This is a genomic window from Paraburkholderia sp. FT54 (assembly GCF_031585635.1).
In the GTDB taxonomy this organism is placed as follows: domain Bacteria; phylum Pseudomonadota; class Gammaproteobacteria; order Burkholderiales; family Burkholderiaceae; genus Paraburkholderia.
Window position 1 is genome coordinate 1031835 of sequence record NZ_CP134196.1, and the last position, 14004, is coordinate 1045838.

Genomic DNA, 14004 nt, shown 5'->3' on the forward strand with positions numbered 1-14004 from the left:
CGGCATACGAATAAGTATGACAGTATGCTGGTGAGGATCAACAATAGTAAAGCGGTGGCGTTGCGACCTGATTGCGCCACCTCTGCCCCGACGACACCTAAAACAACTCCAGGATCCGGTGATACATCATCCCGAGTTCGAGCGCCGGCCCGCGTAATGCCGGCCCACCTGGAAAGCGCGCATGCCGCAATTGCGCGAACAGATCGAAGGCCGCCGTCTCACCCGCCATTGCTTTGGCAACCACGCGCCCGGCAATACCGGTCAACGCCACGCCATGCCCCGAAAACCCCTGCACATAAAAGTAATTCGGATCGATCGAGCCGAAATCAGGCGCGCGATTACGCGTCACGTCGACAAAACCGCCCCACGCATAGTCGATTCTCACATCGCCGAGTTGCGGGAACACGCCGATCATGCGCTGGCGAATCTCTTCGCCGAGTTGCACCGGTGAAGCGCCGGTCGAACTCGCCCGCCCGCCGAACAGCACGCGATGGTCTGCGGACAAACGGAAGTAGTCGAGGAAGAAGTTGTTGTCGCAAATCGCCTCGCGCCCCTTGATCAGCGCATCCGCGCGTTCCTTGCCGAGCGGTTCCGTGGCGACGATATACGACGCGATCGGCGCGATACGCGCGGCCACCGGCGCGGGCAGCACGTCGCCGAGCGTGGCGTTGCCGCATGCCGCGACGAAACGGCAACGCACTTCGCCGCGAGCGGTTCGCACGACAGGGCGCGCCCCCCGCACGACCTCGATCACCGGTGAATGCGCGAACAGTTGCGCGCCTTCGCGGCGAGCGGCGTCAGCGAGACCGAGACAGTACTTGAGCGGATGCAGATGCCCGGAAAACGGATCATAAACTCCGGCCAGATAGCGTTTCGAAGCGATCCGTGAACGGACCTCGTCGGTATCGAGCCACGAGAGTTTCGTGTAACCCCAGCGTTGCGAAGCCGATTCCATCCACGAACGCAAATCGGGCACGCGTTTGGGTTTGGTCGCGACCGTCAGATAGCCGGACGTGAAATCGCAGTCGATGCCATAGCGTTCGATCCGCTCGCGCACCAGCGCCACGCCTTCCACCGACATCGCCCACGCGGCGCGCGCGCCGTCGAGACCGAGCTGGCGCTCCATGATCTCGTCTTTCGCGAAACCCACGAGTGTCTGGCCGCCATTGCGGCCCGACGCGCCCCAGCCCGTGCGATGCGCGTCGAGCACGACCACCGACAAGCCGCGCGCCCGGCACTCCAGCGCCACCGACAAGCCAGAGAAGCCCGCGCCGATCACGCACACGTCGGCTTGCACCGAGCCGTCGAGCGCGGGGTCGTCAGCGAGCGGACAGGCGGCGCTCGCTTCATAGTAGGAGTTGGCGATCAGCGCATCGGCACGCCGGTCGAGTAGGTTGAAGCCGGGAGTCGGAGCATTCATCAAAGCAGGTCCTTCATTCGATACCAGGCCATTGCGAGTACGAGGGCAGGGGTGCGCAGTGTAGCGCCGCCCGGAAAATCGCGGTGACGAATCTTGCCGAACAGATCGAAGCGCGACGCCTGGCCGTCGATCGCCTCGGCGATCAGTTTACCCGCGAGACCGGTGGTATTCACGCCGTGGCCCGAGAAGCCTTGCGCGAAATACACGGTCGGCGAGAGCCGGCCGAAATGCGGCGCGCGGTTCATGGTGATATCGACGAAACCGCCCCACGCATAGTCGATTTTGACGTCGTCGAGTTGCGGGAAAGTTTTCAGCATATCGCGGCGCATCGCTTCGCCGAGATTGCGTGGCGCGAACGTCGAATAACTCACCTTGCCGCCCCACAGCAGGCGGTTATCGGGCGCGGGCCGGAAGTAGTCGAGCACGAAGCGGCTGTCGCACACGGCGGCCCTGGCGGGCATCAGTGCTTCAGCGCGATCGGGGTCGAGCGGTTCGGTGGCGATCACATAGGTGCCGACCGGCATGATCTTGTTCGCGACATCCGGCGCGAGCTGGCCGAGATAGGTGTTGCAGGCGAGCGCGACGAATCGCGCCTGCACCTGGCCGCGCGCGGTTTCGGCGACATGTCGGCCGTTTTCCTCACGCAAGGTCGTGACGCAACTGTCTTCGAAAATCCGCACGCCGCCCTCGCGTGCCGCGCGCGCCAACCCCAGCGTGTAATTCAACGGATGCAGGTGGCCGCTGTCGGCGTCGAACAGGCCGCCAAGGTAGCGCTGCGATTGAACATAGTTGCAGATGCCGTCGGCGTCGACGTAGCTGAAGCGGTCGTAGCCGAAGCGCCGTTGCGCTTCGTCACGCCATTTTTGCAACGCGTCGGTATCGCGCGGTTTATTCGCCGCGGTCAGATAGCCGATGGTCAGATCGCAATCGATCTGATGCTTCGCGACGCGTTCCTTGACGATGTCGAGGGTTTCGATCCCCATGTTCCAAACACGCTTTACGTCGTCCGCGGGCATGTGCTTCGCGAACGTATCGATATCGCACGCAAAGCCGCCGATCAACTGGCCGCCGTTGCGTCCGCTCGCCGCCCAGCCGACTTTCGATGCTTCGAGCACCGCGACCGAATAGCCGCGTTCCGCAAGATTGAGCGCAGTGGAAATGCCGGTCAGTCCGGCGCCGATCACGCAAACATCCACGCTGATGGTTTCGTCGAGCGGGGGATGGCGAGTGGTGTCGTTGGCGGTGGCGGCATAGTACGAGGCGACGTGAGGCTGGTTCGAGAATCGGAGCATAGGCAGAGCATGCGGAATGAGCCTGCGCGCGTGGCCTTTTTCGACAGCAAGGCCACGCGCGGGCAGGTCGGATTAGAACGAGTAGATGAACTGTGTCGCGATCAGGTCGTTGGACTTGCCATACGAGCCGTCGTTCTTCAGGAACACCTGCTTGTTGGCCCAGTCGTGGCGGTATTCCACCTTGACCGTGATCTGCTGGGTCGGATAGAACAGCAGGTCGAGCGAAACGTCCTGGCGGGTTGCGCCCTTGCATTCGAAACCGAGGCCACCGTTCGCCTGCGAATTGGCGAGACAGTCCGCGCCAATACCGAAGCCGTTGGCCGTGTCCATGCCGTTGCCGTTCAACGCGATGCCACCACCGCCGCCGCCGTTCTTGCTGTCGACCAGCAAGTCATAACGGACGGTCGCGCCCATGCGGCCCACCACCGGCAGATTGAACTTGCGGTGCGCGAGCAGCGACAGGCCGTACCATTGTGCCTGGCCGCCATTGAACGCGGCATTCTGCTGCTGACCGTAGTCGAGTTCTGCGTTGTACTGCACGTCGGCGAGCGTGTAGGTCAGGTCGGCTTCGGTGAAGAAGAAGGTGCCGCCCGAGCTCGGCGCCTGGCCGCCTACGCCGTAGCTGACCATGCCGTTCGCGTCGATCGAGCTAGGCAAGGTTTGACGGCCGATATTGAACGAGCCGCCGATATCCAGGGCGCTCGACCACGTGTAGTCGGTACGTGCGGTGAAGGTCGGAATCTTGTTGCTGGTCGTGATCGGATCGCCGAGGGCGTTGGTGCCGATCTGTGTCGTCGCGCCATACGTGCGGTACTGCTCGTTGCCGAGGAAGAACTTCCACGCCCAGCTGCCGGCCGTGTAGTTCGCGCCGATCCCGACATAGCTGCCCGGATCGGAGAAGTCGTACAGCAGGTTGTGCGTAAGCGTGAGCATCTGATTCGACTGCTGCACTTCGTAGCCACCGAAGCTCGGAATCAAACCGGCCACGAGTGTCGTGGTCGCCGTCAACGGCACATTGACCACCGCCGTGTTCAGGATGTTGTTGCCGATATCGCCGTGCGAGTTCTGCAGCAGCGTAATGCCGTTGCCGCGGTTCGGCATCAAGGTGATTTCGGCCGACGGCGCCATCGGGCCGACACCAAAGGTCTTCTTGATGTCGAGATACAGATCGCCGAACGTGCTGTTGAAGTAGGTGTAACTGCTTTCGTGGTTCGCGAACAGGAACGACGAGCTGCTCTGCGCACGGTTATAAATATAGGTCGGGTCGATATAACCTGTCACCGACAAACCGGCGATCGGCCCCGTCTGCGCCGCGTCTTCCAGCGAATCGACCTTCAACTGCTGATTGGCGATCTGTTGCTTCATCGCCGTCACGTCGTCGTTGGTCAGCGTCGCCTGAGCCTTGCCGTATTCAGGCGACGAGATATCCACCGGCGCGGCCACCACCACCGGGGCAGGGGCCGCAGTCGCCGCATTCGCTGTGGCCGCCGCCTTCGGCTTGGTGGCGACTTCTGCCCGCAACTGCTTGACCTCCTTTTGCAGCGCATTGAGTTGGGCCTGAAGCGCCTTGATCTGGTCGCTGGTGGTGTCCGCCATGGCTATGCCAGGCAAACTCCCCGCCACCAACAGACAGATAAGCTTCTTTCTCATTCAAATTCTCCTTATGGTCGTTTTGCAAAAAGGACTTCTTATGCGCGTGCCGTATCGAGCGACTTTCGTACGACGGCTTGTTGTGGTGCGGCGGGCAAGGGGTCAGTGGCTTCGGCGAGCGCGAAAGCCATTTGCATGTCGCGGTTGCGCTTGCGTTCGCGCAACTGCATCCAGCGGTTCACGGCGATCACGCCGATCGTCACCGTGGTGATGAAGATCGTGGCGAGCGCATTCATTTCCGGATTCAGGCCGAGGCGTACACGCGAGAACACAACGAGCGGCAGCGTGGTCGAGCCGGGGCCGGACAGGAACGCGGAGAGCACGAGGTCATCGAAGGACAGCGTGAACGACAGCAGCCAGCCCGACATCAACGCCTGTGAGATCAGCGGCAGCGTGATCAGGAAGAACACCTTGAACGGCGTGGCGCCGAGATCGAGCGCGGCTTCTTCGAGTGACTTGTTGAGCTCCTTCACGCGCGATTGCACGATGATCGCGACATACGACACGCACAGCATCACGTGACCGATCCAGATCGTGAAGAGGCCGCGGCCCTTCGGCCAGCCGAGCATCTGTTCGAGCGCGACGAACAACAGCAGCAGCGAGATGCCCTGAATCACCTCAGGAATCACGAGCGGCGCATTGATCATGCCGGCGAAGAGCGTGAAGCCGCGAAAGCGTCCGAAGCGCGCGAGCACGAAACCGGCCCACGTACCGATCACAACCGAGGCGCACGCGGTCAGCAGACCGATCTTCAACGAAAGCCATGCCGCGTTCAGCAACTCGCCGTCTTGCAACAGCGCGCCATACCATTTGAGCGAAAAGCCGGACCACACCGTGACGAGCTTCGACTCGTTGAACGAGTACACCACCAGGCTGATGATCGGAATGTAGAGAAACAGAAATCCAAATGTCAGCACGCTATTGGAAAGCGTCTTATTAGGCTTGATCATTTCGCGCCCTCCAGTTCCTTGACCTGGTAGTACTGGAACACGGCCATCGGCACGAGCAGCAGTAGCACCATTGCGACGGTGACGGCGGATGCCATCGGCCAGTCCATATCGTTGAAGAACTCATCCCACATCACGCGGCCGATCATCAGCGTGTCGGCGCCGCCAAGCAGTTCGGGAATCACGTACTCGCCCACCGCCGGAATGAACACCAGCAGACTGCCGGCGATGATGCCGTTCTTCGACAGCGGCAACGTGATGCGTGAGAATGCGGTCCACGGTTTGCAGCCGAGGTCGTAGGCCGCTTCGAGCAGCGTCAGATCCATCTTCACGAGGTGCGCGTACAGCGGCATCACCATGAAGGGCAGGTACGAATAGACCATGCCGATATAGACGCCAATATCCGTGTGGTAGAGGCGCAACGGCGAATGGATCATGCCGATTGCCATCAGCGTGTGATTGAGCAGTCCGTCGTCTTTCAGAATGCCGATCCATGCGTAGACGCGAATCAGGAACGACGTCCAGAACGGCAGCATCACGCCCATCATCAGCAGGTTGCGTTTCGTCGGCTCCGAACGCGCGATGTAGTACGCAATCGGGTAGCCGATCAGCAAGCAGAAGAAGGTCGAGACCGCGGCCATCTTCAGCGAACTGATATAGGTAGCGACGTACAGATCGTCTTGCAGCAGGAACGCGTAGTGACTGAGATGCATGGCGAAATGCACCATGCCGTCCTTGATCGTCACGAGATCCGTGTACGGCGGAATGCCGAGACGCAGATCGGCGAAACTGATCTTCAGCACCAGCACGAACGGCAACGCGAAGAACACTGTGAGCCAAAGGAACGGCACGCCGATCACAGTGGTGCGGCCTGACGGCACGAAGATCGCCAGGCGTTTTTTCAGCGAGCCGAGCAGGTGGCTGCCAGACGGCGCGCCGAGCGCCGCGGGAGAGGTAGTAGTGGGATTTCTCATTGCGTCAGCACCACGCCGCTAGCCGGCGACCAGTAGACGAACACGTCGTCGTTGTAGGAGGGCGCACCTTCGGCCATCAGATGCGAGCTGGAAAGATTCGACACGACGGTCTTGCCGCTCGGCAGACGCACGTGATAGAGCGAATAGCTGCCCATGTACGCGACATCCGAAACAACGCCGCGCGCCCAGTTGTGCGGCGTCGACGGTTTGTCGAGTGACACCTTGATGCGTTCCGGACGCACCGAGATGCCCACCGGCATGCCGAGCGGCCCGGTAATGCCGTGGCTCACGTAGATATGCGATTCGAGGTCTTCGCTTTCGACAAAGATGTGGTCCGGTTCATCCGCGACCACCGTGCCTTCGAACAGATTGGTCGAGCCGATGAATTCGGCGGAGAAGCGGCTATTCGGAAACTCATAGACCTGGCTAGGCGAGCCGATCTGCACGATGCGGCCTTCGCTCATCACCGCGAGGCGCCCGGCCATCGTCATCGCCTCTTCCTGGTCGTGCGTCACCATCACGCAGGTCACGTCCACCTTCTCGATGATGTTCACGAGTTCGAGCTGGGTCTTCTGGCGGATCTTTTTATCGAGCGCCGACATCGGCTCGTCGAGCAGCAGCAGCTTGGGGCGCTTCACGAGCGAACGGGCGAGCGCCACACGCTGCTGCTGGCCGCCTGACAGTTGATGCGGTTTGCGCTGCGCGTATTTGCTCATCTGCACGAGATTGAGCGCATCGGCCACGCGTTCCTTGATTTCGTTCTTCGGCGTGCCCTCCTGCTTCAGGCCGAAGGCGATATTCGCCTCCACGCTCATGTGCGGGAAGAGGGCGTACGACTGGAACATCATGTTGACCGGCCGCTTGTACGGCGGCATCGCGGCGAGATCTTCGCCGTCGACGAAGATACGCCCGGACGTCACCGTCTCGAGCCCCGCGAGCATGCGCAAAAGTGTGGACTTGCCGCAGCCCGAACTGCCGAGTAGCGCGAACAATTCGTTCTTGGCGATGCTCAGGTTGACGTTGTCGACAGCAGTGCTGTCGCCGAATTTCTTCACGACATTTTCAATGCGAACGAATTCGTCCGATTTCGATTTTGTCGTCACTGCGGGGCGGGCCATCTGCGTGGCGCCGGCTGCGCTTTTTGAGGTCGTCGAGTTCATGATGTAACCGTTCCTTGCGGATCGCGGGCGCAAGTGTCTCCATACGAGGCGCGGGAAGCGTCTCGCAACGTGCGCTGCGATCGGAAAACATGGGACTGCGCGCGGGTGGGACGCTATAAGCGCGCAGGCTGACTACCGTTACTGCGATTCATGCGCTCAGGGGCCGAGCGATCCCTGAGCGCGGGATCGATTTATCAACGTGGCGTGATTAATGGCCGGTTTTAAGCTGCGCCCAGAGACGGTTTTCAAGGCGCAGAATGTCGGTCGGCATCGGCTTCATGAGCGTCATCTTGCTCAACACTTCATCGCCCGGATAAACGGTCTTGTCCTGTGCGACAGCCGGCGTCACGAACTGGCGCGCGGCCTTGTTCGCGGTCGGGTAGAACACTTCGTTGGTGATCGCGGCGTTGACCTTCGGGTCCGAAATGTAATTGATCCACTTCAACGCGGCTTCAGGATGCGGCGCGTCTTTCGGGATCACCATCACGTCGAACCACAGCAGGCCACCTTCCTTCACGTTCGAGAACTTGATCTGATACGAGCGCTTGGCTTCTTCGGTACGGCGGCTCGCAATGCCGACGTCGCCCGACCAGCCCAGCGCGACGCACACGTCGTTATTGGCGAGGTCGTTGATGTAGCCGGACGAATTAAATTGGGTGATATACGGGCGGATTTTCTTCAGCACGTCGAACGCGGCCTGATAGTCGGCGGGGTTCGTGCTGTTCGGATCCTTGTGCATGTATTGCAGCGTGGCGGCGAACACATCGACGGCCTGGTCGAGAATCGAGACGCCGCAGCCTTTCAGCTTGGAGAGATTAGCCGGATCGAAGACAAGTGCCCAGCTATCCACCGGTGCATTGGCGCCGAGCGCTTTTTGCACGGCCTGCACGTTGTAACCGATGCCGTCCGTACCGTATGCCCAGGGCACACCGTACTGGTTACCCGGGTCCGCGTCGGCAATCATTTTCATCAATACGGGGTCGAGATTCGCAAGGTTCGGCAGCTTCGATTTATCGAGCTTCTGATACACGCCGGCCTGAATCTGCTTGGCCATGTAATTCGAGGTCGGCACCACGATGTCGTAGCCCGAACTGCCGGCGAGCAGTTTGGCTTGCAAGGTGTCGTCGCTGTCGTAGTTGTCGTATTTGACCTTGATGCCGTCCTGCTTCTCGAAGTTCGGAATCGTGTCCTTCGCGATGTAGTCCGACCAGTTGTACACATTCAGTTCCGTGTCGGCCGCAAGGGCCGGCGTAACCGACAGCGCCGCAAAACCGGTGAAGGCGAGAAGCGCGGCCCCCGCGACCGCATGACGAAGATGACTAACGCTCATGGTTTTTTCCCTTGATGTGAAGAACCGGCATGAGCGTGTTTTGTGGGTGTGCTCATGCCGGAACGGACTGCCGTTACGAAATACCGAGTTGTTGTGCTGTCGCGTCGATGGCTTTCTTGGCCTTCGAAACGATTTCGTCGATTTCCAGCTTATTGATCACGAGCGGCGGCGACAGCAGCATGCGGTCGCCGGTAGCGCGCATGATGAGGTTGCCGTTGAAGCAGAAGTCGCGGCAGATCGTTCCGACGTCGCCGCCATTGGCGAAACGCTTGCGCGCCTTCGGGTCTTGCGCGAGTTGTAAGCCGGCCACCAGCCCCGCACCGGAGATTTCGCCGATGATCGGGTGATTGGCGAAGGTCTCGCGCAACTGCTTCTGGAAGTACGGACCGGTGTCGTTCTTCACGCGCTCGACGATCTTCTCGTCGCGCAGCAGCTTCAGGTTGGCGACTGCAACGGCGGCGGCGACCGGGTGACCCGAATAAGTGAGACCGTGATTGAAGTCGCCGTTTTCGATGATCGCTTTCGCCACGCGGTCGTGCAGGCCGACCGCGCCCATTGGCACGTAGCCGCTCGTCAGGCCCTTGGCCAGCGTGATCAGATCCGGCTCGAAACCGAAGTGCTGATGCGCGAACCATTCGCCAGTGCGGGCGAAACCGCCGATCACTTCATCGGCGACGAGCAGAATGTCGTACTTGCGGCAAATGCGCTGAATTTCCGGCCAATATGTCGAAGCTGGGAAGATTACGCCGCCCGCTCCCTGGAAAGGCTCACCGATGAATGCGGCAACGTTGTCCGCGCCGATTTCGAGAATCTTCGCTTCCAGTTGCTGCGCGCGGGCCAGCGCGAATTCTTCCGGCGTCAGATTGCCTTCTGCTTCACCGAAGAAATACGGCTGGTCAATATGCACGATGTTCTCGACCTTCGAGGGCATCTGTTCGTGCATGTAGCCCATGCCGCCGAGCGTGCCTCCCGCGATCGTGGAACCGTGATAGCCGTTCTTGCGCGAGATGACGAACTTCTTTGAATGCTTGCCTTGCGTCGCCCAATATTGATGGACGATGCGCAGCACCGTGTCGTTGCCTTCCGAACCGCTGTTGCAGTAGAAGAAGTGATTGAACGGTTGCGGCGCCAGCTCCGCGAGCAGGGCCGACAGTTCGATCACCGGCGGGTGCGTCGTCTTGAAGAAGGTGTTGTAGTAGGGCAGTTCCTGCATCTGTTTATACGCGGCGTCGGCCAGTTCCTTGCGGCCATAACCGACGTTCACGCACCACAGGCCGGCCATGCCGTCGATTACCTTGTTGCCTTCCGAGTCCCACAGATACACGCCTTGCGCCTTGACGATCACACGGCTGCCGCTGCGGTTGAGCGAGCCCATATCCGAAAACGGATGGATGTGATGCGCGGCGTCCAGTGCGCGATATTCGGCGGTGGTGCGTTGCTGCGTAGCTTGTGCTGCCTGTGCGCTCGCGGCCGGTTGGGCCGGTTGCACGTAAGCGACTTCTTCTGTTCTGTAGCTCATTACTGCCTCCAATTTTTTCGCGTTTGCCTTACACGTGCAGCAGCAAATGCCGGCGTTCCCACGAACTGATCACGCGGAAGAACGCTTCGTATTCGGTTTCCTTCAGAGCGAGGTAGGCTTTGACGAATTTTTCGCCGAGTACTTCGGCGATCGGCTCGCACGCGCCCATCAACGTCAGGCCCTCTTCGAGATTGCGCGGCAACTGGTAGGGCAATTCGTAACCATCGCTGAGCAGCGGCTCGGTGGCTTCGAGTTTCTGCGTCATGCCGAGATAGCCCGCGGCGAGCGTCGCGGCGATCGCCAGATACGGATTGCAGTCCACGCCCGGAATACGGTTCTCGATGCGACGCGCAGCCGGCCCCGAATGGGGAATCCGGAAACCCACCGTGCGGTTGTCGTAACCCCATGCCACGTTGATCGGTGCGGCCATGAAGCGCGACAGACGGCGATACGAGTTGATATAGGGCGCGAAAATCGGCATGAGCGCGGGCGTGTACTTTTGCAAACCGGCGATATAGCCCGTGAACAGCGAGGTCGGTTTGCCGTCCGCGCCCGTAAAGAGGTTGTGCCCGGTTTCTTCGTCGACGAGACTTTGATGCATATGCATCGCCGAGCCTGGTTCGCCTTCCATCGGCTTGGCCATGAAAGTCGCGTACATCTTGTGACGCAGCGCGGCTTCCCGCACCGTGCGTTTGAAGAGGAACACGCTGTCGGCGAGCTTGAGCGGATCGCCGTGCATGAAGTTGATTTCCATTTGCGCCGCGCCGACTTCGTGAATCAGCGTGTCGACTTCGAGTTCCTGGACCTCGCAGTATTCGTAGATGTCTTCGAAAAGCGGATCGAATTCGTTGACCGCTTCGATCGAGTAAGCCTGGCGGCCGGTTTCCGGTCGACCTGTACGACCGATAGGCGGTTGCAGCGGCAGGTCCGGATCCTTGTTCATGTCGACCAGATAGAACTCCAGCTCGGGCGCGATAACCGGCTTCCAGCCTTTGGCCTTGTAGAGTTCGAGCACGCGGCGCAGTACTCGGCGCGGCGAGATCGCGACGGGCGTGCCGTCGAAATGAACGCAATCGTGGATCACCTGGGCGGTAGGATCGACGGCCCACGGAATCATGCGGATGGTGCTGGCGTCGGGCACGCACACCATGTCCGGATCGGTCACGCCGGTGAGCGTGCCGTCTTCCGGATAGTCTCCTGTGACGGTCTGGATCATCACCGCCTGCGGCAAGCGCATGGACTCGCCGGACTCGAACTTGCTGCGCGGAATGATCTTGCCGCGCGCGATCCCGGCCATATCCGGAATGATCGCTTCGATTTCGGTGACACGGTTCTTCTTCAGAAAATCGTCGATGTCATGCATGTTTATTCTCTCAGTTTGTGCGCGACCGGCTCAGGCATGCGTGGCAGCGGCGGATGCCGCGCCATAGCCGGCCTTGGTGCGCATTCGATCGCGGCAGGCGTCGCCGAACGCCCGAAAGATCGCGGTAGATAGTGCGTCGTTGGCATGCTTCCACTCCGGGTGCCACTGCACACCCAGCGCGAAGGCGCGCGCATCGTTGACGCTCACCGCTTCAATCAGTCCGTCCGGCGCGGTGGCTTCGGCCGTGAGGCCCACGCCCAGCCGCTCGACGCCCTGACCGTGCAAGGAATTCACACGCGCTTCATTCGTGCCGCCCGCGAGGCGTTGCAACAAGCCGCCCTGCGTCAGCGTGATCGAATGCGACGGTGCGTATTGCACGTCGAGGTCGTCTTCCTTGTTCTCGCGATGATCGTTCAGACCGTCCACCGCGTGAACGCTTTGATGCAACGTCCCACCGAAAACCACGTTCATTTCCTGAAAGCCCCGGCAGACGGCCAGCACGGGCACGCCGGCGGCGATCGCCGCGCGCATCAGCGGCAGCGTCGTCGCATCGCGTGCGGCGTCGTGCAGCGTGCCTGGTGTACTGGGATGGCCGCCGTAGCGGTGCGGCTCGACGTTCGAATAGCTGCCCGTAAACAACAGGCCGTCGACAGTCGCCAGCACGTCTTCGGCGGACTGACGTTCGCCGAGCGCCGGCAGCAACATGGCGAGCGCCTGTGAACCGTCCACGATCGCGGCGATGTATTTCTCGCCGACCACGTGCGACGCGTGGACTCCCATCATCGTTCTATCAGCGCTGATGCCGACCAGAGGTTTGTTTCGCATGACGAATAGACGTGTGTGTTCCCCGCGGGACGCGGCATGAACAACGTTAAACACTGCGCGGCACGATTCCGTAGCCGTGCGCCGTGCGCGAGGCCACCGGGGTGGTGCGGGCGGTCGTGGTTGAACTGAAACGCGCCGCGCGTGATAGTCGGATGGGCTGTTCGATTCGATCCGCTGCGGAGCGCAACTTTTCCGATGGGCATGAAACGCGCAGGCGGCAGACAGCACCGCACAGGCAGGAAGGCACGGCTCGAAAGAGCGCGCTCACGCAAACGGATGAATCGAACGGCGAAAAGGAGGGAGGCGCTACGGCAGCAGCGAGGCGACTTCGTCCGTGCGCACTGCAATGAAGGCGCGCGCGGAGATGGAGTTGTGACGTCGAACTGAACGGCGGGACAGGATCGTGAAGACGGACAGAAAGCGGCGGAACGCAAGGCTGCCGCTGCTGCCGTCGGCGATGGCGCCGTCAGCGCGAGGACAACTCGCCTGACTACGATTCCATCTCACCAAAGGGCCTCGGACTCTCACGATTACACTCGACTGGCGACGTTGAAAGTATTGAACGGCCTGCTCGAAATCCGCACGAGGCGTTTAAAGAAACAGGACGCGGGGATGATCGTCTTGAACCCGTGCGAACTGAATTCGCTGCGCCGTGAAACACACTTGAGTGCCTCATGACATCGGCATGACGATCGCCTGGGAACCAGCATATACGAGCCAATAATGCCGTCAAACCATTTTTGATAAAACATTTATCAGGGCTTTCCCGAAGGTCCGGCTAGAATCCGGCCCGGTGGGAACGTTCATTGCGCGATTCATATTTCGGAAACCTTTCAGGGTTTTCCCCAGCGGCGCAATAATCAAAGTGATTAGAATATTCAACACTCGCAGGCGCTGTGTTGCCCGAGTCATGTGTTCCATTCATCTGGTCACTTAGCGTCCCGATTGTCTTCAATGTCAGAGAACCTAGCGATGTCCATAGAAGTAGCGACCCGTCTGCAATACATCCGCAAGAAGAATGGCTTGTCACAGCGCGAACTGGCGAAACGGGCGGGAGTGACGAACGGCACGATCTCGCTGATCGAACAGAATCGCGTGAGCCCTTCGGTCGGTTCGCTGAAGAAACTGCTCGAATGCATACCCATGAGTCTCGCCGAATTCTTCACGTTCGAAGTGGAAGTGGAGCGTTCGGTGGTGTCGCGCCGCGCCGACATGCCGAACCTCGGCAATGAGTCGATCGAGTTCTATCTGGCGGGTTCGAGTGTGAAGGACCGCAACATGGGCATCTTGCGCGAGGTCTATCAGCCGTTGTCGGACACGGGGCCGGAAATGCTGGAGCACGAAGGGCACGAGGGCGGGGTGGTGGTCAGCGGTCAGATCGAACTGACGGTGGACGGCACCACGTGGCTGCTCGACCCCGGTGACAGCTACTACTTCGAAAGCCGTCTTCCGCATCGTTTTCGCAATCCCAGCGCGGAGCATCTTTGCGAGATCGTGTCGGCCAATTCGCCGCCCACCTTCTGA

Annotated in this window: 13 protein-coding genes; 1 reads left to right on the forward strand and 12 read right to left on the reverse strand. The window is 60.5% G+C overall.

The window, feature by feature from the left end; genetic code table 11:
• Nucleotides 1-97 precede the first annotated feature (97 nt).
• The 12 genes from RI103_RS24130 to RI103_RS24185 all read right to left on the reverse strand — a co-directional run bounded on the left by RI103_RS24130 (nucleotide 98) and on the right by RI103_RS24185 (nucleotide 13401).
• Nucleotides 98-1420 carry an FAD-binding oxidoreductase gene (locus RI103_RS24130; RefSeq protein ID WP_310818125.1) on the reverse strand — a complete coding sequence of 441 codons (1323 nt, stop codon included), beginning with the start codon at nucleotides 1418-1420 and terminating at the stop codon, nucleotides 98-100.
• The gene (locus RI103_RS24135) at nucleotides 1420-2712 is read right to left on the reverse strand and encodes an FAD-binding oxidoreductase (RefSeq protein ID WP_310818127.1); all 1293 of its coding nucleotides are present in this window, start codon (nucleotides 2710-2712) and stop codon (nucleotides 1420-1422) included. Before RI103_RS24135 ends, RI103_RS24130 begins: the two co-directional genes overlap by 1 nt.
• Nucleotides 2713-2784: 72 nt before the next feature.
• The gene (locus tag RI103_RS24140) at nucleotides 2785-4362 is read right to left on the reverse strand and encodes a DUF3138 family protein (RefSeq protein ID WP_310818129.1); all 1578 of its coding nucleotides are present in this window, start codon (nucleotides 4360-4362) and stop codon (nucleotides 2785-2787) included.
• A gap of 38 nt (nucleotides 4363-4400) precedes the next feature.
• Nucleotides 4401-5312 (reverse strand): ABC transporter permease subunit, encoded by a 912-nt coding sequence (locus tag RI103_RS24145; RefSeq protein ID WP_310818130.1) that lies wholly within the window; start codon nucleotides 5310-5312, stop codon nucleotides 4401-4403.
• Complete coding sequence (locus tag RI103_RS24150; RefSeq protein WP_310818131.1) at nucleotides 5309-6283, reverse strand: ABC transporter permease subunit; 975 nt, start codon at nucleotides 6281-6283, stop codon at nucleotides 5309-5311. Before RI103_RS24150 ends, RI103_RS24145 begins: the two co-directional genes overlap by 4 nt.
• Nucleotides 6280-7443 carry a polyamine ABC transporter ATP-binding protein gene (locus tag RI103_RS24155; RefSeq protein WP_310818132.1) on the reverse strand — a complete coding sequence of 388 codons (1164 nt, stop codon included), beginning with the start codon at nucleotides 7441-7443 and terminating at the stop codon, nucleotides 6280-6282. Before RI103_RS24155 ends, RI103_RS24150 begins: the two co-directional genes overlap by 4 nt.
• A 208-nt stretch (nucleotides 7444-7651) precedes the next feature.
• Nucleotides 7652-8773: a polyamine ABC transporter substrate-binding protein gene (locus RI103_RS24160; RefSeq protein WP_310818134.1), complete on the reverse strand. Its 1122-nt coding sequence runs from the start codon at nucleotides 8771-8773 to the stop codon at nucleotides 7652-7654.
• A 73-nt stretch (nucleotides 8774-8846) separates the two neighbouring features.
• Nucleotides 8847-10292, reverse strand: coding sequence for an aspartate aminotransferase family protein (locus RI103_RS24165; protein WP_310818136.1), 1446 nt, complete (start codon nucleotides 10290-10292; stop codon nucleotides 8847-8849).
• A 28-nt stretch (nucleotides 10293-10320) separates the two neighbouring features.
• Nucleotides 10321-11655 (reverse strand): glutamine synthetase family protein, encoded by a 1335-nt coding sequence (locus tag RI103_RS24170; protein ID WP_310818137.1) that lies wholly within the window; start codon nucleotides 11653-11655, stop codon nucleotides 10321-10323.
• Nucleotides 11656-11685: 30 nt separating this feature from the next.
• Nucleotides 11686-12480 (reverse strand): gamma-glutamyl-gamma-aminobutyrate hydrolase family protein, encoded by a 795-nt coding sequence (locus tag RI103_RS24175; protein ID WP_310818138.1) that lies wholly within the window; start codon nucleotides 12478-12480, stop codon nucleotides 11686-11688.
• Nucleotides 12481-12786: 306 nt separating this feature from the next.
• Nucleotides 12787-13008, reverse strand: a complete 222-nt coding sequence (locus tag RI103_RS24180) for a hypothetical protein (protein WP_370577238.1) — start codon at nucleotides 13006-13008, stop codon at nucleotides 12787-12789.
• Between the two features lie 201 nt (nucleotides 13009-13209).
• Nucleotides 13210-13401, reverse strand: coding sequence for a hypothetical protein (locus RI103_RS24185; protein WP_310818140.1), 192 nt, complete (start codon nucleotides 13399-13401; stop codon nucleotides 13210-13212).
• A gap of 51 nt (nucleotides 13402-13452) precedes the next feature.
• Between RI103_RS24185 and RI103_RS24190 the strand changes: the two genes are divergently transcribed.
• A complete protein-coding gene (locus RI103_RS24190) occupies nucleotides 13453-14004 on the forward strand; it encodes a cupin domain-containing protein (protein WP_106277429.1) in 552 nt (183 codons plus the stop codon).

Excerpts from the sequence above, each read along its gene's own strand:
- RI103_RS24130 (WP_310818125.1), bottom strand. The coding sequence starts at position 1,420 with ATGAATGCTCCGACTCCCGGCTTCAACCTACTCGACCGGCGTGCCGAT.
- RI103_RS24135 (WP_310818127.1), bottom strand. The coding sequence starts at position 2,712 with ATGCTCCGATTCTCGAACCAGCCTCACGTCGCCTCGTACTATGCCGCC.
- RI103_RS24140 (WP_310818129.1), bottom strand. The coding sequence starts at position 4,362 with ATGAGAAAGAAGCTTATCTGTCTGTTGGTGGCGGGGAGTTTGCCTGGC.
- RI103_RS24145 (WP_310818130.1), bottom strand. The coding sequence starts at position 5,312 with ATGATCAAGCCTAATAAGACGCTTTCCAATAGCGTGCTGACATTTGGA.
- RI103_RS24150 (WP_310818131.1), bottom strand. The coding sequence starts at position 6,283 with ATGAGAAATCCCACTACTACCTCTCCCGCGGCGCTCGGCGCGCCGTCT.
- RI103_RS24155 (WP_310818132.1), bottom strand. The coding sequence starts at position 7,443 with ATGAACTCGACGACCTCAAAAAGCGCAGCCGGCGCCACGCAGATGGCC.
- RI103_RS24160 (WP_310818134.1), bottom strand. The coding sequence starts at position 8,773 with ATGAGCGTTAGTCATCTTCGTCATGCGGTCGCGGGGGCCGCGCTTCTC.
- RI103_RS24165 (WP_310818136.1), bottom strand. The coding sequence starts at position 10,292 with ATGAGCTACAGAACAGAAGAAGTCGCTTACGTGCAACCGGCCCAACCG.
- RI103_RS24170 (WP_310818137.1), bottom strand. The coding sequence starts at position 11,655 with ATGCATGACATCGACGATTTTCTGAAGAAGAACCGTGTCACCGAAATC.
- RI103_RS24175 (WP_310818138.1), bottom strand. The coding sequence starts at position 12,480 with ATGCGAAACAAACCTCTGGTCGGCATCAGCGCTGATAGAACGATGATG.
- RI103_RS24185 (WP_310818140.1), bottom strand. The coding sequence starts at position 13,401 with ATGGAACACATGACTCGGGCAACACAGCGCCTGCGAGTGTTGAATATT.
- RI103_RS24190 (WP_106277429.1), top strand. The coding sequence starts at position 13,453 with ATGTCCATAGAAGTAGCGACCCGTCTGCAATACATCCGCAAGAAGAAT.